A 25,677-nucleotide genomic window follows, 5' to 3' on the forward strand; every position below is an offset into this window, starting at 1 on the left:
CTCTTTTTTAAACTCGATCCTTATAATTTGGATGACGAGTAAGAAAGGGGGAATACATTTGCAAAATACAAAGACAAAAAATCATCAGAATAAACAGGAGTTAGATAAGGAATGGTTGGTATTACTTATTTTCGCCAAACAAAAGGGATATACTGTACAACAGGTCCAACAATTCTTAAAAGAAAAGAAGATGTCCGATTAAGGCGATTTAATATCGTGGTGTTCTTCGATTCGATTAAATTTATAACCAATTCCGCGGACTGTTTCAATATACTTAGGTTGATTAGTATTCGTTTCTAACTTCTTTCTTAGATTACTAATATGTACCATAACTGTCCGATAATCTCCTAAACTGGTTTCATCCCAGATTAACTCAAATATTTTTTCTACACTAAATACTCTTTCAGGATTTTGCGCTAACAAACATAAAATCTGAAACTCCTTTGCCGATAACCGCAATGTTTTGTTAGTTAACTTCACAACAGCGCTGTCAAGATTAATCTCTAAGCCTGGGTACTCAATTATATTAGATTTTTTTTCCATGGTTTCATTTTGTTTATCAGAATGGGCCAGCTTCCGATACCGGCGTAAATGCGCCTTTATTTTAGCGATTAAAACTGGTGAACTGGTTGTTTTCTCAATAAAATCATCACCGCCAACACCTAATCCTAAAATTTTATCCATATCATCTTGTTTGGAGCTAAGGAAAATAATAGGTATATCTATTATTTTCTTTATTTCCTGGCAAAGCTCATATCCGTCTAATTTAGGCATCATTACGTCTAAAATTATTAAATCTGGTGTTTCTCGCTTAACCATTGCCAAAGCTTCCAAACCGTCTTCTGCAGATAACACTTGGTAGCCGTTTTCTGTCAAATACAATTCCAATATGTTACGCATATCCGCATCATCATCAACTATTAAAATCTTTTCGCTAGCCACCATTGATCCCCCCTCTCTTAAACTATTATTATTCCTTCTGCTCACAATATGGTATATATCATTAGTACTTTCTGGTAATATAAACTACCTATAAATGGTACTTTTCTATTAGTATACCAAAGGTTTTACGGAGAACAACAATATTATTAATTATTTCCAATTTTCCCATGATATTTATGGGAAAATTCTACTAAATCCCATAAAAAGATGTTTAATTTTTAAAGTATTTCCTTTAACTTTTGTGGTTAAAGGTTTTCCATTATCCAGTTACAATATGAATTGGAAAGGAGGTTGACTACTGTTTTGTAAGCGTTTTATTTTTGAGACAAATTTTTAAATATGGAGGAATTCAAAATATGAACAGGAATTTTAAAAGATTTATTTCATTATTTCTCGTAACGATTTTGGTCATTCCATCTGGTTGGATTACACCGGTTACAGAAGCGGCAACGACTGAGGATATTCCAGTTCTTCTCTATCACCGTGTCGTTGAAAATCCTACTAAAGAATGGACGGACACTAGCATTGATAAGTTTGAACAGACGATGAGATATCTCCATGACAACGGTTATAATACACTCACCGCAGAGCAATATGTTCGCATCATGGAAGGAGAAGAGGATGCTCCTGCAAATCCCATTTTATTAACCTTTGATGATGCAACTCCAGATTTTATCACCAACGCACTTCCCATCCTAGACAGTTTTAATATGAATTCGGTTCTATTTGTTGTCTCCGATTGGATCGATGGCGACTACAGCATGTCTGAAGAGCAATTACTTAGTTTAGTGGATAAACCTAATGTGAGTATTCAAAACCATACCTTGGATCACAGTGATGCTCTATGGGGAAATGGTGTTGGTAGTAACAGTACGATCACAACAGAAGATGCTGAACATCAAATTGCTGAAGCTAACATTTACCTAAAAAGTATTACCGGTCAAGATCCGACACTTATGGCTTATCCATATGGTAGCTATAACGACAAGGCAAAAAAAGCAAATGAAGAACAAGGCATGAAGTATGCATTTAAAGTAGGCTATCCTAATGATGGAGATTATGCAATGGGGCGTCATTATGTCATGATGGATACGACTTTAGAGGAAATTGCTAATTGGATTGGTGGTCCGCCACTAGCCCCTGCTGAAGAATCAGACGAACAGCCAGAAGAAATTGTTTACCAGGAATCCTTTGCAGATGGACAAGGTCTAGCAAAACAATCTGGCGGAGCTAGTCTTACTACCGTGACAGATAAAGCATTTGAGGGCAATGATGATGGTACTGCTTTATACGTAAGCAACCGTAGTAATGATTACGATGCAGTAGACTTTACTTTTGACGAACTTGGTTTAGAAGATGGCAAGACATATACAGCTACTGTCACTGGTTATGTTGATCGTGACGAAGCTATTCCTGACGGGGCACAAGCAGTTCTTTCTACTGTCGATAGTTATACTTGGCTATCCAATATTGATTTCGTTGCCGGGGAAAGCTTCACATTGAATGAACAATTCACGGTTAATACTGAAGCAGATACAAGCTTAAGAGTTCAATCTAATGCTGATGGTGCGACTGTTCCGTTTTATGTTGGTGAAATTGTTATTACGGAACAATCATCAGATGATAATGATGAGCCAGATGCAGATAGACCACCTGCCAAAGAGTTCACACCTATTACATTTGAAGACGAGACTACTGGCGGTTTTGAAGCTAGAGGTGGAGAAGAAGTTCTAACCGTAACCGATGAAGCGAACCATACGGATGACGGAGCTTTCGCGTTAAAAGTGGAAAACCGATCTGAAAATTGGCATGGCCCTTCCTTACGTGTAGAAGAGTTTGTAGACCAAGGTAAAGAATACCGAATTTCTGCTTGGGTTAAGTTGATCTCACCGGATAGCTCTCAGTTACAATTGTCTACTCAAGTTGGTGAGGGAGATGGAGCGAATTACAACAACCTACACGGCGAAACAATTACAACAGAAGACGGCTGGGTGCACTTAGAAGGAACTTATCGCTATGATAGTATTGGGGATGAATTTTTATCCATCTATATAGAAAGTTCCAACAATAGTTCAGCTTCATTCTACATCGATGATATAACATTTGAGCCAACAGGTTCTGACGATGTAGAAGTGGAAAAAGACTTAACGCCAATTAAAGATGTATACGAAGATGATTTCTTAATTGGAAATGCGGTTTCTTCCGGAGAATTCGAAGGCACTAGACTTGAACTGCTGCAAATGCATCATAATCTCGTTACAGCAGAAAATGCCATGAAACCAGGTTATGCTTATAACGATGATCGAGAATTTGACTTCGAAGCAGAAGATGCACTTGTAGGAAGAGCATTAGAAGAAGGCTTTGATGTACATGGTCACGTGCTTGTCTGGCACCAACAATCAGAAGAATGGTTACATTCCGATGAAGATGGTGATCCACTAAGTCGTGAAGAAGCACTTGAAAATTTAAGAAACCATGTCCAAACAACAGTGGAACACTTCGGGGATGACGTTATTTCTTGGGACGTTGTCAATGAAGCAATGATTGATAATCCGCCAAACCCATCTGATTGGAAAGCATCTTTACGTCAATCAGGTTGGTATCATGCGATTGGAGAGGATTACGTAGAACAATCCTTCCGTGCAGCAAAAGAAGTCATCGATGAAAATGGCTGGGATATCAAGCTTTATTACAATGATTACAATGATGATAACCAAAACAAAGCAGAAGCCATTTACCAGATGGTGAAAGAAATTAATGAGGAATATGCTGCAGAAAATGATGGCGAACTACTTATTGATGGTGTTGGCATGCAAGGGCACTACAATTTAAATACTAATCCGGAAAATGTAAGACGCTCCATGGAGAAGTTTATCTCTCTTGGTGTGGAAGTTGGTGTGACAGAGCTTGATATTACAGCTGGCAGCGACAATGAGCTAACTGAGCAACAAGCCATTGCCCAAGGTTATCTATATGCACAATTGTTCCAAATTTATAAAGAACATGCTGAACATATCTCACGTGTTACATTCTGGGGGCTGAACGATGCGACAAGCTGGAGAGCTGAACAAAGCCCATTATTGTTTCATAAAGACTTGCAAGCAAAACCAGCATACTATGCTGTCATCGACCCTGATACATTTATTGAGGAACATGAGCTTGAGGAGACAGAAGCAAAGCAGTCCACAGCTTCATTTGGAACTCCTGAAATCGATGGTTCTATAGACGAGGTTTGGAGCGATGCAACAGAGTTACCAGTTAATCGCTATCAAATGGCTTGGCAAGGAGCAAACGGAACAGCTAAGACATTATGGGATGACGAAAACCTGTATGTATTAATTCAAGTTAGTGACTCGAACCTTGACGATACAAACGAAAATGCATGGGAGCAAGACTCCATTGAAGTATTCGTTGACGAAAACAACGCAAAGACATCATTTTATCAAGATGATGACGGACAATATCGAGTCAACTTTAACAATGAAACCTCCTTCAATCCAGAAAGTATTGCTGACGGATTTGAATCTGCAACTAATGTTTCTGATAATGGCTACACGGTAGAAGTAAAAATACCGTTTAAAACAATTTCTCCTTCTGACAATACAGACATTGGTTTTGACGTACAAATTAATGATGCAAGAGATGGTGCGCGAGAAAGTGCTGCAACATGGAACGACACAACTGGAGCCGGATATCAGGATACATCCGTGTTCGGTATTTTAACACTAGAAGATTCAAGAGGATCTACACCTGATCCAGAGGAACCGCAACCAGAAGAACCAGGTGATCCGGAAAATCCAGGTTCAGATGATCCAAAACCTGAAAAACCAAAACAAATCGTAACCAAACCAATAGTCGAAGATAAACAAGCAACGATTAAAGATGACGATATTAACAAATTAAAACAAGAAGATGAATTAGTCATCAACCTAAGAAATCATGACTCTTCCATCACTGTTTCATTTACTAGTGAACAAGTGAAACAGTTAAAGCAACAAAATACTATCATCACTATTAACATGAAAGATGTAACCATCCAATTGCCAGCCTCCATATTTAATAATGGAGATCAAGCTGTAGATTTAGAAATTAAAAAAATGAAAGATATAGAAGATGCGTTAAGTGCAGTCTATGACTTTACCATTTTCCAAGGTGACGAAGAAATAAGTCAGTTTGATTCGAAGGTTACCCTTTCATTAAAAGTTAATCAGGACAAAGTAAAAGATCCTAACAAAGTAAAATTGTTCTACTGGAACCCCGATACGGAAGAATGGGAACTCATCGGTGGAGAATACAAAGATGGGATAGTGACAGCCGAAACGGATCACTTCAGTACATTTGCCGTATTTGAGATAGAAGAAGAAGAGGAGACTAACGGGAACAATGAAAAATCTGGGGAATATGAAGGAAATGAATTGCCTGATACCGCTACTAGCACATTTAATTATTTATTAGCGGGATTCATTATCCTATTCGTTGGTGGAGCCTTCCTCATCTATAATAAGAGAAGAAAAGCGTAAATGAAATGAGGGACTGATGCTATAGCATCAGTCCCCTTTGATTTATTCGCGTAGTCCGCTAAGTTTTCTGGCAAGTTTTGTGATTTACTGGCAACTTCGGCTAGTTCTCTGGCAACTTTTACGAATTTATTTATGCAAAAGAAAAATGCCGGTGATCTCCATAAGAAGCCGGCATTCAATATGTTCAATTAACTACTTTTTGATTTTGCACCGCTAATCGGGCCATTGACGGTTAACCCAAGTGTCTCTTCGGTTTCCGTATGAATTTTCCGGAACATTTCAGGATTTTCTGCTAACGACACACCATAAGATGGAACCATTTCTTTTATTTTCGGTTCCCATTCTTTTGTATGTTGCGGGAAACATCTCTCCAACACTTCTAGCATAACTTGTACTGCGGTAGAAGCTCCTGGAGATGCACCGAGCAATGCGGCTATCGATCCATCTTGAGCACTAACAACTTCTGTTCCAAATTGTAGTGTTCCTTTACCGCCTGCTTCGGTGTCTTTAATAACTTGCACACGTTGACCAGCTACAACTATGTCCCAGTCCTCGCTTTTAGCATTCGGAATAAATTCACGCAATTCTGCCATGCGCTGTTCTTTCGATGACAACACTTGTTGGATCAGATATTTCGTTAATGCCAGCTCTTTTGCCCCTGCCGATAACATGGTTAAGACATTACTCGGTTTGACTGAACCAAACAAGTCGAAATTGGAACCGGTTTTTAGAAATTTTGGTGAGAAACCGGCATATGGTCCGAACAGTAATGATTTTTTGTTATCGATAAACCTGGTATCAAGATGTGGGACAGACATGGGCGGAGCACCAACTTTAGCTTTGCCATATACTTTTCCATGATGCTTTTCTACGATTTCAGGATTGTTACATACCATAAACAGACCGCTTACCGGGAATCCTCCAATATTTTTGGACTCGGGAATGCCAGTTTTTTGTAGTAAAGGTAGACTTCCGCCCCCACCACCAATAAAAATGAATTTTGCAGTATGAAATTCTAGTTTATCGTTATCCAGATCATGCACTTTTACTTCCCAGGAGCCATCACTGGTTCGTTTAATATCTTTCACACTATGCTTATAATTCACTTCCACGTCCGTTTCTTCTAAGTGATCGAACAATTTACGTGTTAAAGCACCGAAATTAACGTCCGTTCCTGAGTCAATTTTGGTTGCTGCAATTGGTTGATCTTGTGTACGGTCTTCCATTATAAGTGGAATCCATTTCTTCAGTTTTTCTGGGTCATCAGAATATTCCATATCTTGAAAGAGTGGAATATTTGATAACGCTTCAAAACGTTTTTGCAAAAAGGCCACATTCTCTTCCCCTTGAACTAAACTCATATGAGGAATTGGCATGATAAAATCTTGTGGGTTCTCAATCAGATTACTTTTAACTAGATAAGACCAAAACTGTCTCGATACTTGAAACTGTTCATTCACTTTTACAGCTTTAGTAGTGTCGATTGACCCATCTGCCTTTTCCTTTGTATAGTTAAGCTCGCACAATGCGGCATGACCTGTACCCGCGTTATTCCATTCGTTAGAGCTTTCTTCACCTGCTTTATCGAGCTTCTCAAATACTTTAATATCCCAGTCTGGTGCTAACTCTTTCAGAATTGATCCTAAAGTCGCGCTCATAACTCCGGCACCAATTAAGATAACATCTGATTTTTTCTGTATGTCGCTCATTAAAACCTTCCTTTCTTATCTGCAAAAAAAAGAGTAGGCTCTCCTGCTTTGATATAACAAAAAGTAAGGCATTATTCAGGAATAAACCTTTTCTTCCCAATCCAACTATTGCCAGTATATTAAAATTATTTAAATATCTACTATCTTCTATTAATTATAAACTATTTAAGGTTGGAAAAAAAGTAAGAATAATGTCATAAACGTCTTGTCTATAGCACTAATGAATTTGTAATAAGTAATCCATACTAGAAACAGGAGGTGTCCAGAGGGGCATAAATCAATTATTTAACTTTTCTTCCTTTAACCTTTAAAATGGAAAATATAGAAAAGTTGGAAAGGGTGAAGTACATGAAAGTATTAGTTGTAGGTGCAAATGGTCAGATAGGAAAACATCTTGTAAAATTCATACAAGAAGATGACAATTTGGAAGCAAAAGCAGTGATTCGAAAAGAAGAACAAGCCGCTTACTTTCAAGATTTAGGTGCTGAAGTGACGATTGTAGATCTGGAAGATGATATTGATGTAATCGCTAAGGCTGCTGAAGGAGTAGATGCGATTGTATTTACAGCAGGATCTGGCCCACATACTGGCAAAGACAAAACCCTTATGATCGATCTAGATGGTGCTGTTAAAACAATTGAAGCAGCAAAACAAGCTAATGTGAAACGATATGTTATGATCAGTTCTTTCGATACGAGTCGTGAAGCAATCCAATCAGCTCCAGAAGGTTTTGCGCCATACGTAGTGGCAAAACATTATGCGGATGAATGGCTGACTGCCACTGATTTAGATTATACAATCATTCACCCTGGTGGACTAACTAATGAGCCGGGCAAAAACCAAGTACAACTAGCTGAAAAAGTAGAAAGAGGACAAGTTCCGCGAGAAGACATTGCCAGAGTAATTGTAGCTAGCTTGAACAATGACTCAACGATCGGCAAGAGATTTCAAGTTGTGACAGGTAATACTCCCGTTGAAGAAGCGATTAAATCGATTTAAAACAATACAGCATCGTATAGACAGATCCATTTCCCTGTTTGGTGAAATGGATCTGTTTATTTCATCCAACTATTTTTTTCATTGATGTTCTGTCACAAATAAGCTACATCCCTCGTCTTGAGTTATGAAATAACAAAAGGAGGCTATCTTATGACTAAAAAATGGGATGTAGTCATTATTGGTGCGGGGTTAGCAGGTTATGTTGCAGCTAATTATCTAGCTAAAAAGAATTTGTCGATATTACTATTAGAAAGAGGTAAGCATGTTGGTGGAAGGGCAAAAACAGATAAGGTAAAACGCCAATATTTTAATCTTGGCCCCCATGCTCTTTATAAAAAAGGAAAAGCGAAACCTATTCTCGAAGAATTAGGTATTAGTCTTAATGGTAAATCACCGAAATTAACTGGCTTTATAATCGAAAATAATACGGAATATGTTGCACCTTTGACACCTTCAGGGCTATTTTCTACAAAATTTCTTAATTGGAAAGATCGTTTGGAATGGATCAGCGCTTTGATGAAAGTAAATAGAGTGAATACCGAACATTTAGCAGACCTCACATTCCAACAATGGGTTAAACAAATAACATCATCGCAAAAAGTAGTGTCATTACTTTATTTATTAGCGAGACTTACGACTTATTGTCATGCACCTGATAAAGTGAGCGCTAAATTAATCGTATCCCATTTAAAAGTGGGCATGAGCGGCGTACTATATCTAGATGGTGGTTGGCAGACGATGATTGATCAGCTCCACAATCAAGCGGTTATTTCAGGTATTCAGGTACAGTCAAACTCTGTGGTAAAACATATCGTCCCATCAGTTGATCATCATACATTAATCTTGTCTAATGATGAGGAAATACTCGCAAACAAGGTGATTTGTACCACTCACCCTCAAGAACTTCATAACATGCTAGATGATCATCTTCAGCATCGTTTTTTTACCCAAATAACACCTGTAAAGGGAGCAACTTTAGATGTCGCTTTAACCCAGCTTCCTAATCCAAAGTTATCGTTCGCTATGGGAGTCACTAACCCTCTCTATTATTCTGTACATTCAAATGATGCTCAACTCTCTGATGATGGAAAAAGTACGATTCTTCATGTGTTTAAATATCACTCTCCTAATGTGCATATAGATGGGAAAGAGGTAAAAAACGAGCTGGAACAATTTTTAGAACAACTACAGCCTGGGTGGCAGCAATATGTGAAAACCAAACGCATTCTCCCTAACATTACAGTAAACCAACGCTTACCTCAGGTAGGGGATGAACAAAAGCTTAAACGTTCTGAAACGGATATCCCTGGCTTGTACATTGCAGGAGATTGGGCTTCTGCTAACTCGATTTTGTCAGAAGGAGCAATCAGCAGTGGGAAACAAGCAGCTGATGAAATAATAAAAAAAGAAAATGGGATGATATAATGCAAATTAGTAATGAAGATTATCAACAATTTAAACCATTATTATTTTCATTAGGGTATCGATTATTAGGTTCCGTATCAGAAACTGAAGATATAGTGCAAGAAACTTTTTTAAAAGCGTTCGAAATAACAGAACAGGAGATAGAAAATAAGAAAGCATATCTCTGCAAAATGATGACGAACCGCTGTCTTGATCTACTGAAATCTGCCCGGTATAAACGAGAGCAATACGTGGGGCCATGGAACCCCGAGCCTCTATTGCTAGAGCCATCATCTGACTTTGATCCAACAGAAGTAGTGCTACAAAAAGAAGGGTTAAGTATTGCTTATTTACGAATGATGGAACATTTAACACCAGATGAAAGAGCTGTCCTTCTTCTAAAAGAAATATTTGGCTTTCCGTACGCAGAAATTGCAAACGTTATTGCAAAGAAGGAAGCAAACTGCAGGAAAATTTTCAGTCGAGCAAAGCAAAAAATCTCACTCATAGAAGATGAAAGCCTAAACTATGAGAAAAACAAATCTATTATCACCCGTTTTATCCAAGCATTTCAAACAGAGAATATGGATACCTTATTAGAACTGATCTCGGAAGATGTTACGCTATATTCTGATGGAGGAGGCAAAGTCCATGCTGCTATTCGTCCCGTTGTATCACTATCCAACGTATTGGCATTATTATACGGCATAACCAAAAAAGCTCCAGAAGACTTTTATCTCGATATTAAGAATGTTAATGGTCAGCCGGCAATTGTGATTTATATGAATGGAGCACTTCAGAGTATCATGAGTTTTTATATTAGTAACAACAAGGTTCATGAAATATATCTCACCGTGAATCCTGATAAATTGCCCTAAGAATTTCTTTGCATAGCTTGTCTCCTTTCATGCATATATATAGATTATCAACGACTAAGGAGGCTTTTTATGCCAAGAAATATTTCATCCTATCAACTTATTAGATATGTTGTTGGCTATGTATTTATCGCTTCTGCTTTAATGAAATTAGTAGTTGCTGATTTTACCGGTCCATTTTCTAATTACGGTGTACCGTACCCTCAAGCAGCGGTTTTAATTGTAGGTATTACAGAATTAATATGTGGGGTATTATTCGTTTTTAATTATTATGTAAAAAAGGCAGCTATTCCACTATTAGTCATTATAGTCGCTGCACTTTTCCTTACGAAGGTTCCTGTGTTACAAGCAGGGCTACTTGAATTCGCATTTGAAGCAAGATTAGATATTGTCATGTTTTTTCTTCTTTATATACTTTGGAAAGACTAAGAGTATCAATCAGCTATTATCATTAAATCGATAATAGCTGATTATTTTGTGTTATGTCAGGATTCAACTCCTATGTGATCTAAATCCAATCGATTAGCCAATTAGAAAATGTCTAAACTCTAAATTGAGCTATTTGCTGTTTTAAATTGGATAATTGACTAGTCTGCGATTGGATCGCTTGCTTCATTTCTTCTACTACGTCTTGCTGTTTTACCGATTGTTCTGACACTTTATTTGCATAATTAGCTGATTCACTAACAATGCCCGCCATCTCTTCTGCTGATGCTGATACTTCTTCTGTACTAGCAGAAATTTGCTCTGAAGTAGAATAAACTTCCTCAACTTGCTTTGAAACACCTTTTATAGCTTCTAAAATATCTTGGAAAGAAGCTCCTGTTTGTTCCATGACGTGCAATCCTTCAGACACTTCTTTCTCAATGGTATTCATTGATTGAACAGATGATTGGGAATCTTTTTGAATAGATGTAATTAATGACGTAACATTTAATGTTGCCTCATTCGTTTGCTCCGCCAATTTTCTTACCTCATCTGCCACTACAGCAAAACCTTTTCCATGTTCTCCAGCTCTTGCAGCCTCAATTGCTGCATTTAATGCTAATAAATTGGTTTGTTCAGCTATCTCTTGAATAAGATTAATGATATTGCTAATTTCTTGTGATCTCTCACCCAGTGAATTGGTTACTTTCGTTGATTCGATGACCATATCATTAATGGCGTTCATTTGTTGATTCGCTTGAGTGATCAATTGGTTACCACTCATAGCAGCTTCCGTTGTAACATTAGACGACTCCTTCACTGATTGCATGCTATTTGCTATATCTTGTACCCCAATTGACATTTCCTCTGTTGCTTTCGCTGTTTGCTCTGCACTTTCTTCCTGGGTCTGTGATCCTTCAGCTACTTGTTGGATCGCTGATGAGATCTCAGCAGTACTATTTGTTACTTCTCGCGTCTTATCATTTAATACAAGAGACTCATTTGTAGTATCCTGTATTGTTCGATTTATGCTTATTATTAGCGATTGCATATTCTCCATCATTTGATTAAAAGAACGTGATATAATGCCTATTTCATCTTTACTTTTCACTGGTAACCTTACCGTTAAGTCTCCTTCATTACTAGCTAAACGTTGCATATAATGAGAAATTTCGGTTAACGGACGTATTTTTTTGAATAAAATAAAAAACGTCGCAATTACTAATAAAAACATGAGAAAAATTAGACTATATGTCACATATAAGTAAATATTCAATATTTGTTCCGAGCTCGTTGTTTCGTTTTGTGCTCGTTGATTCATCATTTGTTGAAATTCTTCAATCGGCTCCATAATGATCGCTTTGTTTTGATCATACTTTTCATCAAACATTAATTGACGGGCTCTTTCAAAATCCCCTTCCTCCACAGCAGTCATTGCAGCTTCTTCTGTTTCGACTAAAGCATCAGAATTACTTTTCGCTTCTTCAATCAGTGCAAGTTCTTCTTCTGGAGCATCCATCTCTTTCAAACGTTGCACAACTTTATCCCGTGTTTGTATTTCATTCACTTCTCTCCAGTAATTTTCATAATACTCCGTTTCTCCAAATTGCACATAACGACGTGCTTGATCAGTTAAGTAATCGGATGCGTCCGCTAAATCAATGCCTAATTGCTTGAATTCTGATTGTCTGTCATAGGCAAGCCTTTGTTCCTGTTGACTTTCATTCATTTTAAACAGTGTATAACCAATGGCCACTGCGAAAATAAGATAGATCACACTTATCCATTTTAAAATTGATGCTATCTTCATCTTGAACTCCCCCTCTATAGTTACTATTTGATCATTATTTCCTATTACAATATGACCAATCAGCGAAAATACTGACAGTATATAATTTAAAAGGGAGTATTTCTATCGTTATGTTAGAAAATCTTCCAAATCATTGTAAGATAACGAGACTTCCATAACTGGATATTTTTGACACAATTTTAAATTAAATATAGCAGGAAAAATCATATTATTTATATTCTATCCGATTCAGTGATTCCGTTCACCACAACAGTTATGGCGACGTTTTTTATCATTCATTTTTAATATGATCAACAGTAAATAATTTGATAGGGATTTATGCACCATATATAATGAGTAAGCACCTTTAGATAAAGACTATATATAAAAAACAGGAGTGAATGATGTAATGGAACTTGAAGCAAATCCCCAATTATTATGGTTCATTGGGATCTATGCTGTCATAATGATCGGACTAGGCATTTATATGTCCAAGAAAGTGTCCAATAGCACAGACTTTATCCTAGCTGGAAAAAGTTTAGGACCTCTCGTATTAATGGGTACTTTGCTAGCTACCTGGACAGGAAGTGGTAGTATATCAGGTGGAGAAACATCTGTTGCTTATAGTTTTGGTATTCTCCCTTCCCTGATGTTAATGATACCCACTTTAACCGGGATTTTTACTCTTTACATAGCGGCGCCTAAAATCAGAGCATTTGGAAAATATACGATTTCCGGTATTCTTGAAGAAAAATATGGAGTCTCTGCTCGCAATCTTGCCAGTATTATTGTTCTTTTAGCTTATGTAGGGATCGTTTCCTATCAAATGAAAGGATTCGGATTTATTCTTAATCTTACAACAGGAATGAGTGTAGAGACCGGTACGATTATAGCAGCTGTTTTAATCATTTTTCTTGCGATGATTGGAGGTCTTAAATCCGTATCTCAAACAGATGCAATCAGTGGTTTCTTAATGGTTGGTGGTCTAGTGATTACCGTACCAACGATTTTCGCTGTTGCCGGTGGTTGGGATTCGATCGTTGAAAATGTCCCCGATTCACACCTGACTGCAACGGGCGGACTAACAAACATCCAATTGATTGGCTACCTATTACCGTCCTTATTCCTTTTACTTGGTGACCAAAACATGTATCAACGTTTAGCATCATCAAAAGGAGATGCCTCATCAAGAAAGGCTCAAATCGGCTGGCTTCTTATTATGTTAATTATTTCTCCAGCCATTTCCCTAATTGCCTTTGCATCTCGTTCGTTATTCCCTGATATAGATCCAGGAATGGCCTTAATGGCGACAACGCTCGCAATGCCGATAGCAATTGGAGGAGTTTTACTTGCGGCAGCCGCTGCTTTTATCATTACAACAGGTAACTCCTATTTGCTTTCTGCAGCTACCAATATGACGTATGATATTTACGGAAAATATATTAATAAAGATGCATCAGATCAAAAACAATTAAGGATGACCAAAGTTTTTATCGTCATTCTTGGTGTATTTGCCTATTTATTGATTAGCTTTTTCCCAACGGTGTTAGAAGTCCAAATGTATGCTTATACCGTTTATGGTGCAGGTATCACACCAGCAATTTTAGCGGTATTCTTCTGGAAACGCGTCAATGCAATCGGTGGTATTTCTTCCATGATCGTAGGTGTTGTAACAACATTAGTATGGGAAATTATCCTCGGTAAACCATTTGACTTAAATAGTGTTGTTATTTCAGTTCCTGCTGCGGTTATTGTATTAATAGTTGTATCATTAACTACGCAGAAGAAAACAACGAATAATTCCTGATAGGAGTGTCCAACATGCAAGAACGATTAACAAAAGTAACGGAATGGATGAACGAGAAGAATATTGAAGTATCTTTCCTGAACTCAACTGAAAATGTCTTTTATTTATCCAATTTTTATACAGACCCACATGAACGTTTGATGGGAATCCTTGTATTTAAACAAGCACAACCAGTATTTGTCCTACCTGAAATGGAAGCAGGTCAATTAAAGAATACAGGATGGAAATACGACATTATTGGATATTCTGATCACGAAGATCCATGGCAACTTATGCAAACTACATTAGAAAAAAAGCAATTAGAAAAAGTGGAAGCAGTTGCTATTGAAAAAGAAGTTCTCACTTACAAACGGAGTGAAGAGTTTCTATCCTTCTTCCCAGAGGCAAAAGTCATATCTATAGAAGAAAAATTAAATGACATGCGTGTTGTGAAGGATGAGGCAGAAATCACGATCATTCGGCGCGCTGCAAACATGGCTGATTATGGAGTTCAAGTAGGTATTGATGCACTCGAAGAAGGTATTAGCGAAATGGAAGTATTAGCAAAAATCGAATATGAATTGAAAAGAAAAGGAATAAGAGAAATGTCCTTTTCAACCATGGTACTATTTGGTGAAAAAACTGGAGACCCTCACGGAAATCCCGGTGATCGAACATTAAAAGCCGGTGATATGGTTCTCTTTGATTTAGGAGTTGTACTGGATGGCTATTGCTCAGACATTACACGAACCGTAGCATTTAAAACAGTCTCAGACAAACAAAAAGAAATTTACCAAACCGTATTAAAAGCACAACAAGCTTCCTTAGAAAAAAGCAAACCAGGTAATCGTATCGGAGATTTAGACAACGCTGCTCGAAATATTATCACCGATGCTGGATACGGAGACTACTTCCCACATCGGATTGGACATGGTATGGGCATCAATGTTCATGAGTTTCCTTCGATAAGTCATCTAAATGATGGCATTCTTACAAAAGGAATGATTTATACGATTGAACCAGGGATATACATTCCAGGAATCGGTGGTGTAAGAATAGAAGACGATGTACTAGTTACAGCAGATGGTTATGAAACATTGACCAAATTCCCCAAAGAACTACAAATAATAGAATAATTTAAGGCTAGTGCGCTCTTAGTGCAGTAAGAATACTCATATAAGTAACTTTCCACTTGCTTATATGGGTATTCTTTTTTCAGATGATGCCATGTCCCACTCTCGGTCGCTGATTAATTTGGGAGTGATTACCCTTTGGATGATCATTGTGCTTTGCAAGAGACAGTTATCATCGCATTCTATTGTTACCACATACGTAATCGGCGTTTTTTTGCAGATGTATTGGAGGGTTTGTTTAACCTGATTTTAGGCCTTTATCAATTTCCGACTCATTTGAGTACTAACCCCATTTATGAAAACGAATTTGGTGTTATTTTCACCGATTTTTTAATCCTCCCCATATGAATTTATCCAATAAACTTTGGAAAGAATAATAGTGTATTAATTTTATAGATTATCAGAGTTTGCAGGAGGAATAAGTAGTGGAATTAATCCAAATATTGACAAAATTAGTGATAGGTTTCTTTTTACTATTTCTGTTAGTTAGAATTATAGGATCAAAATTAATAGACCAGTTTACTCCTTTTCATTTTATATCAGCTGTTGTGTTAAGTGAATTGTTGGGAAATGCCATTTATGAAGAGAAGGTTCCCATTAGCTATATCTTCTTTACCTTACTTATATGGGGATCTTTATTGTTTTTAGTAGAATACATTGCTCAGAAATCTCTTTTTTATAGAGGAAAGTTCGAAGGGAAGCCTGCCACCGTTATCCGAGATGGTCAAATCGACTTTGACGAGTTAAAGAAAAGTCGGATGAATCTTAACCAATTACAAAGTCTACTTCGGCAAAGTGAAATTTTTTCTATTCGTGAGGTAGCATTTGCACTTATCGAACCTAATGGCTCCATAAGTGTATTAAAAAAAGCACAATATAAAAAAACTACTCAGCAAGACTTCAATATGCCTCCACAACCTATTTATCTGCCTATAACAGTAATTAAGGATGGCGAAATTTTGAAAGAACATTTAACAGAAATAAACAAAGACGTACCATGGTTACAGAACCAGTTATTAGCCCATAACATAAGCAGAGTGGAAGACGTGCTTTTCGCTGAATGGCTTGAAAACGATGGTTTATTTATTATTCCACATAAACAATTAACATAAGTACGATTTAATCAAAATTTTACATTTAACAGCACGAAAACACGTTACAATTGTAAGTAAAATTGGATGATATGAACTATTCTCCATGCTTGAGGTGGTGTTTAATATGTTCGCAGGTCATTTCGGAGTTGCCGCTGCAGTAAAAAGTAAAGCGCCAGAATTACCGCTTTGGTCACTATTAGTTAGTACACAATTACTTGATATCGCATTTATTCCGTTTAATTTAGCAGGATTAGAATATATGGAGCCTATCGGTGAGGGTGGCTATGCTAATATGATGATTTATGCATTCTACACTCACTCTTTAGTGGGAGCACTGTTGCTTTCACTTCTCTTCGGATTACTTGGTTCAAAATTTTGGGGTAAAAAATCTGGAGTGATTATAGGTGCTGTTATATTTAGTCACTGGATTTTAGATTTGCTTGTTCATCGGCCGGATATACCTATTTTCCCAGGAAATGCAGGTAATTTTCCGCTTCTTGGTTTAGGACTATGGCAGTCTATGCCTGCAAGTATTCTAGTGGAATTCCTCCTTATTGCTATTGGTTCCTTTCTGTATTTCAAATATGCACTTAAATCTTCAGGACCTAAACACAGAGTGAAAGGAATTGTAGCTGGATGTGTGATGACTTTATTTCTTTTTCTTTCTTTAGGCTTTGATGCGTTTTTATAGGATAGAAGATCCTCACGCAATGGGTACGATAAAGAATATGATTTCGAACATATGTAAAAAGAGGCTGGGACAAAAGAATATTTAGATAGGAAAAATCCGAACAATAAAGTCTGAGTACACATACCGCTTTCGGCAAAAAACTTCGGCTCGTGCTGTTCCCACAGGAGTCTGCGTATTTTGCCTACGCTTAGTTCAGATTGTTCGGATTCTCGTTCCATCTATTTAGTTATGTCCCAGCCTCTTCTCACTTCATCCTATTAATCAACCGTAATAACAATCTTTCCTACAGCGTGATGCGTTTCGCTTAATGCATGAGCATCATAAACGCCTTGCTGTGTTAATGGGAAAGTACTACCCACAATGCTTTTCATTTTTTTCGCTTGTAGTAGATCAGCTAACTTACTAAGTTGTTTACCTTCGGGTTGCAACCAAATTCCGATGGTCTCCACATTTTTCTCTTTTGCTTTTTCTTGATCTGGTGCGCCTACCACGGTTATGAGTCGTCCACTATTTTCTTTCAGGACATCAAAACTGTTAAGCTGCACCTCACCACCCATTGTATCTAACACAAGATCTATTTCTTGTACGACATCTCTAAAATCAGTAGTGCGATAATCAATGACCTCATCTGCACCAAGTGATTGAAGTAGTTCATGATTCTTTTCACTTGCTGTCGTATATACATACGCTCCTGCTTCTTTAGCTAGTTGGATTGCATATGTTCCAACTCCACCTGCACCAGCATGAACTAACACTTTCTCTCCTTCTTTTAGGTGGCCATGATCAAATAAGCCTTGATAGGCTGTCATTCCGGCCAGTGGTACTGCTGCTGCCTCTTCAAAAGATATATTAGCTGGTTTCTTCGCTAATAAATGATCGTCAACAACGGTATACTCTGCATAAGTACCAAAGCGTGTTGTTTCTGGACGGGCAAATACTTCATCGCCTTCCTGCCAATCAGTTACTGCTGATCCAACAGCTTCAATAACACCTGCAACATCCCAACCTAGAATAATTGGAAACTCCCAATCAAACATTTGTTTTAAATATCCTTCACGAAGTTTCCAATCAATCGGATTAATCGACGTTGCTTTCACACGTACTAATACCTGATGTTCCCCTAGTTCCGGTAAAGTGACTTGGCCTTCTTCTAATACATCTTTACTGCCATATTTATTAATAATCACGGCTCTTGTTTCCATGATAATTCACCTCTTTTTTTATATTCAGAGTCATTCAGTCTGAGATGGATATAGTACCATTTTTAGTATGACCAAGGAAAATATTCTGATTCTATGAATGTGCAGGATAGTGCTCCACACTTGCTTTTGTTTCATGTTTAACGGTATATAATAAGGCTAATCCACCAACTAATAACAGTGAACTACTGAAATAAAAGACAGTAGAAATAGTATACAAGCCAGCGATCCAGCCACCAATAATCGGCCCAATAATGTTTCCTAAGAAACGAACACTAGTATTGTACCCTAACACTTCACCTTGAATATTCAATGGTGTTACTTGGCGGATATATGCCGTTCTAATCGGAATCACACCACCAATTGCTATACCTAATAAGAATCGAACAATCACTAATTGCCAGATATTATCAACTAAAGCTCCTGGTATGAAGAATAACGCAGACAACATTAATAAAATGATTAAGACCTTTTCATAACCAATTCGGTCTCCTAATTTGCCCCAATTCCGAGACATAAAAAGATTTCCAAGTCCTGCTGCGGAAAATGCAAGCCCTGAAAAGAAAGCAATACTGTTCGCTCCATGTATTTCATCAACATATAACGATAAAATTGGCTGAATACTAAAGTTTGCAACTTGCACAAACATCGATACAACCATAACCATCACAAGCACAGGATTACTCATAATATGTTTAAGGACTTCCAAAGCTGAATAATTTATGCTTTCTGCCTTCGTTGTTTCCAATTTGACCTCTTTCACACCAAACACGACAAAGAAAGCAGCAATAAATAATGTAACAGATGTTAGTTGGAAAGTTGCGGCATAGCCGATCGTATCTGCTAACACCCCTCCAAACAACGGTCCTAATAAGCTTCCTGTTACATTACCTGTTTGCAATGTTCCTAACACCTTACCAGCAATATGCTTCGGTGTTTGAGTAGAAATAAATGCTTGTGACATCGAAATAAAACCAGTAAAAAACCCCATAAACATGCGTAAGATAAATAACTGTGGGACATTTGTTACAAATCCCATAAGTAACACACAGATTCCTAAACCAAAACCTGCTATCACTAAAAATGTTTTACGACCATGTTTATCACCAAATCTTCCCCATATTGGTGATACAATAAATGCTATCAAAAAAGTGATAGCAAATACCCAACCAGACCATTTTTGCACATAGTCATCGGAATAATTGCCTAATGTTCCAATATATAAAGAAAGAAATGGGATCACCATCGTCATACTTGCTGCAATAAAAAAGTTTGCAAACCACATAATGGACAGATTACGCTTTGCTAGTTGCTCTTGATTTAAAATAATAATCCCTTCTTCTATTTATTTCGTCTCTCTAAATAATATGATACTCCTATTCTTATTAAAGGGAAAACACTATGCACCTAAGCTGTATAATTCACAATATTGTGGCAATTCTAAACTGGAATGGAAACCATCTTGAGTAGCAGATGTCAATTATTAGCTCATATCCTAGTTCTATGGATGCAAACTTTTGCATACCAAGCTAAATTTATTGTCAATCTAACAAGTGAGATATTATCATTTATAGCGAGTATAGTTATTAAGGACTAAAAAAGGAGTGGATATCCATGAGTAAAGTTGCGATTATAACCGGTGGCGGTAGTGGATTAGGACAATCTACCGCATATCGATTAGCACAAGAAAGTGTAAATATTACAATAGCTGATGTAGATGAACAAGGTGGTAACGAAACCGTTGAAAAATTAAAAGAAATCGGCGTAGATGCGATCTTTGTTAAAGCAGATGTTTCTAAAGCAGAAGATGTAAAGCGATATGTAGATCAAACGGTTGAACATTTCGGTACAATTGATTATTTCTTCAACAATGCTGGCATCTCTGGAAGTGGTGAATACTTCCTAAATACAGAGGTTTCAGAAATCGAACAGATTGTCGGGATCAATCTACTAGGAGCTCTATATGGTGTACGATATGTAGCTGAGATCATGCTTAAAAATGGTGGAGGTTCGATTGTTAACACTTCTTCAAGTGCAGGTGTGACTGGTCAAGATTCTGTTGTTACCTATTCTGCAACGAAGCACGGTATTGTCGGTCTAACCAAAAGTATGGTTGCCGAATATGCAAAAGATGGATTACGCGTAAACGCAATTGCTCCAGGTCCAACAGAAACACCGATGGTCAAAGAATTTTATGAAGCAAACCCTAAAATGAAAGAAAATGCAACGGGCGGTATTCCTCAAAAGCGTCTTGGTACACCTGAGGAAGTAGCGGAACTAGTTACGTTCTTACTAACGTCCAAAGCACAGTATATTAATGGTGAAGTAATTCGCATTGATGGCGGATTTACCAATACAAAGTAAATTGAGATGATGATAGGGTGTTAGCGTCTGTTAACCCTACTTTATTCGCCATTGAGATCTTATAGACGTTAGCACCATGATAATATATTTAAAAGGAGTACTACATGAATCAGATAGAAGCTTTTATAACATCGATACCTTATATTAAATCAATCATGCGAGAAGAAGTCATGATCACCGTTTTTGATCATGAGAAATATTTGTACTACTCACCTAGCTCAGAATTGGATTTCGGACACAAGCCAGGCGACCCATTACCAGAAGGTTACTTAAATTATGCAATGGTCAACAAAGAAGGTACCACGGTTGTACCTGTCCCTGCAGAAGAATTCGGAACACCTTTTGATAGCATTTCCATTCCGGTCAAAAATAATGATGGTGACATGATAGGTGCAATTAATGCCGCCGTGAGTACCAAAAAGAAAGAGGTTTTACATAGTATTATTGAATCCGTCGAAAAAATTGCCGATTCTTTAACAGAAAGAGTAAATGACATTGCTCACAACGCAGAAAGTTTAACGGATAAAACAGCAACTATGCAAGAGCAAACGAGCAATACAGTAGAATATTCTAGCAACATTAAAGATATTGCTGGCACTATAAACAATATTAGTGAACAAACAAACTTACTTGGACTAAATGCATCCATTGAGGCAGCTCGGGTCGGCAATGCTGGGGCAGGATTTGGTGTAGTAGCGGAAGAAATTCGAAAACTTTCGAATAATTCTAAGTCTGCTACTGGGCAAATTGAAGAAACACTACAGAATATCACCAATTCCTTAACCGAATTGCAAAGCGATTACCAAGAAATTTCTAATACATCTCAAAAAGAAGCAGAACTTGTCCATGAATTTATTAATCAAGTAAACGAATTAAAAGCAACCTCTGATAAATTGAAAGATTACATGAAAGACAGTTTGATTCACTCGTAAGAATCTCATACAAGATAAAGCTGAGACAAAATGAATATTTCCCAGAAATAAGATACATGATTCAGTTTAGAAAATATACTTTTTCACAGTACGTTCTTATGCATAATCAGTATGTCTGCATCTGAAATGTTCAAATGTTATCGATGACCAAGATGATGATGGTAATGGAACATTGTATTGGTATCAACAAGGAAGAATTGTAAGCAATATGAGAGTGCGTTACCTTTTGAGGTAACGTACTTTTTTGTCACTGAACCGCAGCAATATATAATTTTTCCATTTATCGGCCATTTTTAGCTAGTTATTGGTCACTTTTAGCTATTTATCAGTCACTTTCATACATTTATCGGTCACTTAGCGAAAATGCCTATGTTGCAACACTTGAGACAGCCCTTGCATAATTTAATTAAAAAGTATCACGAATCTACTACCTTTATTTGGTCTAAATCTATCATTTTTTGGAAAGTGATTGTGCTTTTCCAATGAGTAATATATAATTCGTTTTGTCAGCGTTTACAAAAGAACATTTGCATAGGGGGAGAGAAAGATGATAACGTTTTTCATTTCCATTGGATTGTTAATTGTTGCCTATTTTACATACGGTAAATTTGTTGAAAAGACCTTCGGAGTAGAACATTCACGTAAAACACCTGCTATTGCAAACCAAGATGGTGTTGATTTTGTTCCGATGAAAAAACAAAAGAATGCGATGATTCAATTACTTAATATTGCTGGAACAGGTCCGATATATGGTCCAATTATGGGTGCCCTTTTTGGTCCAGTAGCATTTATTTGGATTGTACTTGGTTCGATTTTTGCTGGGGCCGTTCATGATTATTTGACTGGCATGATATCGATTCGCAACAAAGGGGCGCATATTCCTGAACTTGCCGGAAAGTTTTTAGGGAAAATCCCTCGGCATTTGGTCAATGCCTTTGCATTGTTGCTCCTTCTTCTAGTCGGAACGGTATTTGCTACCACATCTGGATCACTACTTCATATTTTACTAAATGGTCATGTAGCATTATGGATTATTTTAGGTGTTATCTTTCTCTATTTCGTGTTATCAACGATGCTACCTATCGATAAGATTATTGGTAACATTTATCCTGTCCTTGGTGCTATCTTGTTAATCGGGACAGTTGGTGTTGGTATTGCGATGTTTACGTCAGGAAATGGTTCAGCTATTCCGGAATTGTCATTTAAAAACATGCATCCAGAAAATCTAGCCATATTCCCAATGCTATTTTTAACGATTACGTGTGGTGCCTTGTCAGGATTTCATGCGACACAGTCTCCACTTATTTCCCGTACCGTGCAAAAAGAATCACAAGGTCGTTATATTTTCTATGGAATGATGGTTGCTGAAGGGATTATCGCGATGATTTGGGCAGCGGCGTCCATGAGTCTGTTCCACGGGCAAGAATTAAATGACCTGATTAATGCCGGTACCGCCTCTGCTGTCGTAAATGAAGCATCGACAACTCTACTTGGCGCAATTGGAGGGACTATTGCCGTGTTAGGTGTTATTGTACTTCCGATCACGTCTGGTGACACCGCTTTCCGTGCTGCAAGATCCGTTATTGCGGATTATATGAAGTTAAATCAAAAGAAAGTAATAAATCGTTTAGTGATTGCAGTACCTTTATTTGCCGTGTCTATCATTTTGACGCAAATTGACTTTAACATTTTATGGCGGTATTTCTCATGGGCAAACCAGTCTACTGCTGCACTTGCCTTATGGATTGCTACCATGTACCTGCTTTTGAAAGGTAAAAACTATTGGATTTCACTCATTCCTGCACTGTTCATTACCGACATGGTGTTAGTCTATATTCTAAATGCATCGATCGGCTTTAATCTGCCCCTTCCAATAGCTCATATCGGTGGCATCATCCTAACCACGATTTTTGCAGCTTGGTTCTTCAGGAAGGCAAACCTAAATAAAGCAGAACGAATTGAAGCAGACTTACAAAGCGTTGCTTAATCAATTAGAAATTTACTCCCTAATTCTCTATGTAAAGGAAGTACAGGGATATAAAAAAGCTGTGTAAGAGAGAGTCAATACGACTCTCTTCCTACACAGCTTAACCTCATCTACTCTGTTCAAAACCCTGCTATTACAAGTCTGTTATTTTCCTTTATAGACTCTTGCTTCATATGGTTTTAATGTAAAGGAAGTAAAAGTGTCTGCTTCAGACGCATCATAATTACCAATTAATTTTTCTTCAGCTTCAAAGGAAACATCCTCTGGTAACTCAAATTTCACGTTCTTATCACTAAAGTTAGTTACGACTAATAATTTTTCATTTTCATAGTTGCGAAGATATGCATAAATCTTATCATGATCCGGCAAAATCAATTGATAATCTCCATAGACAATAATCGGATGAGTCTTTCTAAGCTGAATCAACTGACGATAATAGTGATAGATAGAGTCCTCATCGTGAACAGCTTGCTCTGCATTTACAGTTGTATAATTACTATTTAGCTTAATCCATGGCTCACCATCAGTAAATCCTCCATGCTTAGAATTATTCCATTGAAAAGGTGTTCTTGCATTATCCCTTCCTTTGACATAGATAGATTCCATTACTTTGTCAGGATCCTCATCACCTTCTATGACTTTTTCTTTGTACATGTTTAATATTTCAATATCTTTATAATCGTCGATCGAATCGAAACGAACATTCGTCATGCCGATTTCTTCACCTTGATAAATATATGGCGTACCTTGCAGCATATGCAGGAATGTTCCTAACATTTTCGCTGACTCCACACGGAATTCTTTATCATTTCCAAAACGTGAGACAATTCGTGGTTGGTCATGATTGTTTAGGTATAGACTATTCCAACCCACTCCTTGTAGTCCAGTTTGCCACTTTGTAATATTATCCTTTAAATCGGTTAATTTTAATGGTTTAAGATCCCATTTGCCATTAGGACCAGAGTCTAAATCCATATGTTCAAACTGAAATACCATTTGTAATTCTTTACGCTCAGGGTCGGTGTATTTTTTTGCTTCCTCTACATCTACACCAGGCATTTCCCCTACTGTCATTACATCATAATTCGAAAGAACCTCGTGATTCATCTCGTGTAAGAATTCATGAATACGTGGCCCGTTCATGTAGTATTCGCCACCACCAACGTATTTTTTTTCTTCAGGATTTGCTGCATCAGGAAGCTCAGGTACTTTCGAGATGAAGTTGATTACATCCATACGGAAACCATCAATCCCTTTATCTAACCACCACTTCATCATGTCATATATTTCCTGACGAAGTTTTGGATTTTCCCAGTTTAAATCAGGCTGTTTCTTACTAAAAAGGTGCAAGTAATACTCATCCGTCGCCTCATCATAATTCCAGGCAGACCCACTGAAAGCAGATTCCCAGTTATTCGGTTCTTTCCCATCTTTACCAGGGCGCCAAATATAGTAATCACGATATGGGTTATCTTTCGATTTCTTTGATTCTTGGAACCATCGATGTTCATCTGATGAATGATTAACCACAAGGTCCATGATTAATTTCATTTCACGTTTGTGCATTTCATCTAATAAGTTTTCCCAGTCTTGCATTGTTCCAAATTCATCCATAATTGCTTGATAATCGGAAATATCATAGCCATTGTCATCATTTGGTGACTTGTAAACTGGAGATAACCAGATAACATCCACACCAAGATTTTTTAAGTAATCTAACTTTTCGATAATGCCTTGAATATCGCCAACTCCGTCTCCATTACTGTCATTGAAACTTCGCGGATAAATTTGATAGACCACACTTTCTTTCCACCATGCTTTTTTCAT

The 25,677-nt window shown here is 37.4% G+C and carries 19 protein-coding genes; 13 read left to right on the forward strand and 6 right to left on the reverse strand.

Features of this window, described 5'->3' with window-relative positions:
• The first annotated feature begins 58 nt into the window (after positions 1-58).
• Positions 59-202, forward strand: coding sequence for a hypothetical protein (locus D569_RS24620; protein WP_018931916.1), 144 nt, complete (start codon positions 59-61; stop codon positions 200-202).
• Here the strand turns inward: D569_RS24620 and D569_RS0108105 are convergent.
• Complete coding sequence (locus D569_RS0108105; RefSeq protein WP_018931917.1) at positions 199-945, reverse strand: response regulator transcription factor; 747 nt, start codon at positions 943-945, stop codon at positions 199-201. The genes D569_RS24620 and D569_RS0108105 overlap by 4 nt on opposite strands.
• 353 nt (positions 946-1,298) lie before the next feature.
• Between D569_RS0108105 and D569_RS0108110 the strand changes: the two genes are divergently transcribed.
• Positions 1,299-5,462, forward strand: coding sequence for an endo-1,4-beta-xylanase (locus D569_RS0108110; RefSeq protein ID WP_018931918.1), 4,164 nt, complete (start codon positions 1,299-1,301; stop codon positions 5,460-5,462).
• A 188-nt stretch (positions 5,463-5,650) separates the two neighbouring features.
• Here the strand turns inward: D569_RS0108110 and D569_RS0108115 are convergent, their stop codons facing one another.
• Entirely contained in the window at positions 5,651-7,171 is a 1,521-nt protein-coding gene (locus D569_RS0108115; RefSeq protein WP_018931919.1) for a malate:quinone oxidoreductase, read from the reverse strand.
• A gap of 348 nt (positions 7,172-7,519) precedes the next feature.
• Here D569_RS0108115 and D569_RS0108120 point away from each other — a divergent pair, with 348 nt between their 5' ends.
• From D569_RS0108120 to D569_RS0108135, 4 genes are all read left to right on the forward strand, one after another.
• Complete coding sequence (locus D569_RS0108120; protein WP_018931920.1) at positions 7,520-8,170, forward strand: SDR family oxidoreductase; 651 nt, start codon at positions 7,520-7,522, stop codon at positions 8,168-8,170.
• A gap of 150 nt (positions 8,171-8,320) precedes the next feature.
• Positions 8,321-9,595 (forward strand): phytoene desaturase family protein, encoded by a 1,275-nt coding sequence (locus D569_RS0108125; RefSeq protein ID WP_018931921.1) that lies wholly within the window; start codon positions 8,321-8,323, stop codon positions 9,593-9,595.
• A complete protein-coding gene (locus tag D569_RS0108130) occupies positions 9,595-10,452 on the forward strand; it encodes an RNA polymerase sigma-70 factor (protein WP_018931922.1) in 858 nt (285 codons plus the stop codon). Before D569_RS0108125 ends, D569_RS0108130 begins: the two co-directional genes overlap by 1 nt.
• A gap of 69 nt (positions 10,453-10,521) precedes the next feature.
• Positions 10,522-10,878 (forward strand): DoxX family protein, encoded by a 357-nt coding sequence (locus tag D569_RS0108135; protein ID WP_018931923.1) that lies wholly within the window; start codon positions 10,522-10,524, stop codon positions 10,876-10,878.
• A gap of 112 nt (positions 10,879-10,990) precedes the next feature.
• Here D569_RS0108135 and D569_RS22690 read toward each other — a convergent pair whose 3' ends face one another.
• A complete protein-coding gene (locus D569_RS22690; protein ID WP_018931924.1) occupies positions 10,991-12,685 on the reverse strand; it encodes a methyl-accepting chemotaxis protein in 1,695 nt (564 codons plus the stop codon).
• Positions 12,686-13,073: 388 nt separating this feature from the next.
• Here D569_RS22690 and D569_RS0108145 point away from each other — a divergent pair, with 388 nt between their 5' ends.
• The 4 genes from D569_RS0108145 (at position 13,074) to D569_RS0108160 (ending at position 17,368) form a co-directional block, all read left to right on the forward strand.
• Complete coding sequence (locus tag D569_RS0108145) at positions 13,074-14,471, forward strand: sodium:solute symporter family protein (protein WP_018931925.1); 1,398 nt, start codon at positions 13,074-13,076, stop codon at positions 14,469-14,471.
• A gap of 14 nt (positions 14,472-14,485) precedes the next feature.
• Positions 14,486-15,586, forward strand: coding sequence for a M24 family metallopeptidase (locus D569_RS0108150; protein WP_018931926.1), 1,101 nt, complete (start codon positions 14,486-14,488; stop codon positions 15,584-15,586).
• A gap of 422 nt (positions 15,587-16,008) precedes the next feature.
• On the forward strand, positions 16,009-16,695 hold the full coding sequence (locus D569_RS0108155; RefSeq protein ID WP_018931927.1) for a YetF domain-containing protein: 687 nt from the start codon (positions 16,009-16,011) through the stop codon (positions 16,693-16,695).
• 106 nt (positions 16,696-16,801) lie between these two features.
• Positions 16,802-17,368: a hypothetical protein gene (locus D569_RS0108160; protein ID WP_018931928.1), complete on the forward strand. Its 567-nt coding sequence runs from the start codon at positions 16,802-16,804 to the stop codon at positions 17,366-17,368.
• 257 nt (positions 17,369-17,625) lie between these two features.
• Here the strand turns inward: D569_RS0108160 and D569_RS0108165 are convergent, their stop codons facing one another.
• Positions 17,626-18,570 (reverse strand): NADP-dependent oxidoreductase, encoded by a 945-nt coding sequence (locus D569_RS0108165; RefSeq protein WP_018931929.1) that lies wholly within the window; start codon positions 18,568-18,570, stop codon positions 17,626-17,628.
• A 91-nt stretch (positions 18,571-18,661) separates the two neighbouring features.
• Positions 18,662-19,852 (reverse strand): MFS transporter, encoded by a 1,191-nt coding sequence (locus D569_RS0108170; protein ID WP_018931930.1) that lies wholly within the window; start codon positions 19,850-19,852, stop codon positions 18,662-18,664.
• A gap of 329 nt (positions 19,853-20,181) precedes the next feature.
• On the opposite strand from D569_RS0108170, the gene D569_RS0108175 reads away from it, so the two are divergent.
• The 3 genes from D569_RS0108175 (at position 20,182) to D569_RS0108185 (ending at position 23,850) form a co-directional block, all read left to right on the forward strand.
• Positions 20,182-20,931: an SDR family NAD(P)-dependent oxidoreductase gene (locus D569_RS0108175; RefSeq protein WP_018931931.1), complete on the forward strand. Its 750-nt coding sequence runs from the start codon at positions 20,182-20,184 to the stop codon at positions 20,929-20,931.
• Positions 20,932-21,035: 104 nt separating this feature from the next.
• The gene (locus tag D569_RS0108180) at positions 21,036-21,863 is read left to right on the forward strand and encodes a methyl-accepting chemotaxis protein (RefSeq protein ID WP_018931932.1); all 828 of its coding nucleotides are present in this window, start codon (positions 21,036-21,038) and stop codon (positions 21,861-21,863) included.
• Positions 21,864-22,410: 547 nt separating this feature from the next.
• A complete protein-coding gene (locus D569_RS0108185) occupies positions 22,411-23,850 on the forward strand; it encodes a carbon starvation CstA family protein (protein WP_018931933.1) in 1,440 nt (479 codons plus the stop codon).
• A gap of 144 nt (positions 23,851-23,994) precedes the next feature.
• On the opposite strand, the gene D569_RS0108190 is transcribed toward D569_RS0108185, so the two are convergent.
• On the reverse strand, positions 23,995-25,677 hold the full coding sequence (locus tag D569_RS0108190; RefSeq protein ID WP_018931934.1) for a glycoside hydrolase family 13 protein: 1,683 nt from the start codon (positions 25,675-25,677) through the stop codon (positions 23,995-23,997).

It is taken from the genome of Gracilibacillus lacisalsi DSM 19029, assembly GCF_000377765.1.
GTDB classification, from domain to species: domain Bacteria; phylum Bacillota; class Bacilli; order Bacillales; family Amphibacillaceae; genus Gracilibacillus; species Gracilibacillus lacisalsi.

What these genes read in the sequence shown, in the direction of transcription:
- D569_RS0108105 (WP_018931917.1), bottom strand. Translation starts at nt 945, where the DNA reads ATGGTGGCTAGCGAAAAGATTTTAATAGTTGATGATGATGCGGATATG.
- D569_RS0108110 (WP_018931918.1), top strand. Translation starts at nt 1,299, where the DNA reads ATGAACAGGAATTTTAAAAGATTTATTTCATTATTTCTCGTAACGATT.
- D569_RS0108115 (WP_018931919.1), bottom strand. Translation starts at nt 7,171, where the DNA reads ATGAGCGACATACAGAAAAAATCAGATGTTATCTTAATTGGTGCCGGA.
- D569_RS0108120 (WP_018931920.1), top strand. Translation starts at nt 7,520, where the DNA reads ATGAAAGTATTAGTTGTAGGTGCAAATGGTCAGATAGGAAAACATCTT.
- D569_RS0108125 (WP_018931921.1), top strand. Translation starts at nt 8,321, where the DNA reads ATGACTAAAAAATGGGATGTAGTCATTATTGGTGCGGGGTTAGCAGGT.
- D569_RS0108130 (WP_018931922.1), top strand. Translation starts at nt 9,595, where the DNA reads ATGCAAATTAGTAATGAAGATTATCAACAATTTAAACCATTATTATTT.
- D569_RS0108135 (WP_018931923.1), top strand. Translation starts at nt 10,522, where the DNA reads ATGCCAAGAAATATTTCATCCTATCAACTTATTAGATATGTTGTTGGC.
- D569_RS22690 (WP_018931924.1), bottom strand. Translation starts at nt 12,685, where the DNA reads ATGAAGATAGCATCAATTTTAAAATGGATAAGTGTGATCTATCTTATT.
- D569_RS0108145 (WP_018931925.1), top strand. Translation starts at nt 13,074, where the DNA reads ATGGAACTTGAAGCAAATCCCCAATTATTATGGTTCATTGGGATCTAT.
- D569_RS0108150 (WP_018931926.1), top strand. Translation starts at nt 14,486, where the DNA reads ATGCAAGAACGATTAACAAAAGTAACGGAATGGATGAACGAGAAGAAT.
- D569_RS0108160 (WP_018931928.1), top strand. Translation starts at nt 16,802, where the DNA reads ATGTTCGCAGGTCATTTCGGAGTTGCCGCTGCAGTAAAAAGTAAAGCG.
- D569_RS0108165 (WP_018931929.1), bottom strand. Translation starts at nt 18,570, where the DNA reads ATGGAAACAAGAGCCGTGATTATTAATAAATATGGCAGTAAAGATGTA.
- D569_RS0108170 (WP_018931930.1), bottom strand. Translation starts at nt 19,852, where the DNA reads ATGTGGTTTGCAAACTTTTTTATTGCAGCAAGTATGACGATGGTGATC.
- D569_RS0108175 (WP_018931931.1), top strand. Translation starts at nt 20,182, where the DNA reads ATGAGTAAAGTTGCGATTATAACCGGTGGCGGTAGTGGATTAGGACAA.
- D569_RS0108180 (WP_018931932.1), top strand. Translation starts at nt 21,036, where the DNA reads ATGAATCAGATAGAAGCTTTTATAACATCGATACCTTATATTAAATCA.
- D569_RS0108185 (WP_018931933.1), top strand. Translation starts at nt 22,411, where the DNA reads ATGATAACGTTTTTCATTTCCATTGGATTGTTAATTGTTGCCTATTTT.
- D569_RS0108190 (WP_018931934.1), bottom strand. Translation starts at nt 25,677, where the DNA reads ATGAAAAAAGCATGGTGGAAAGAAAGTGTGGTCTATCAAATTTATCCG.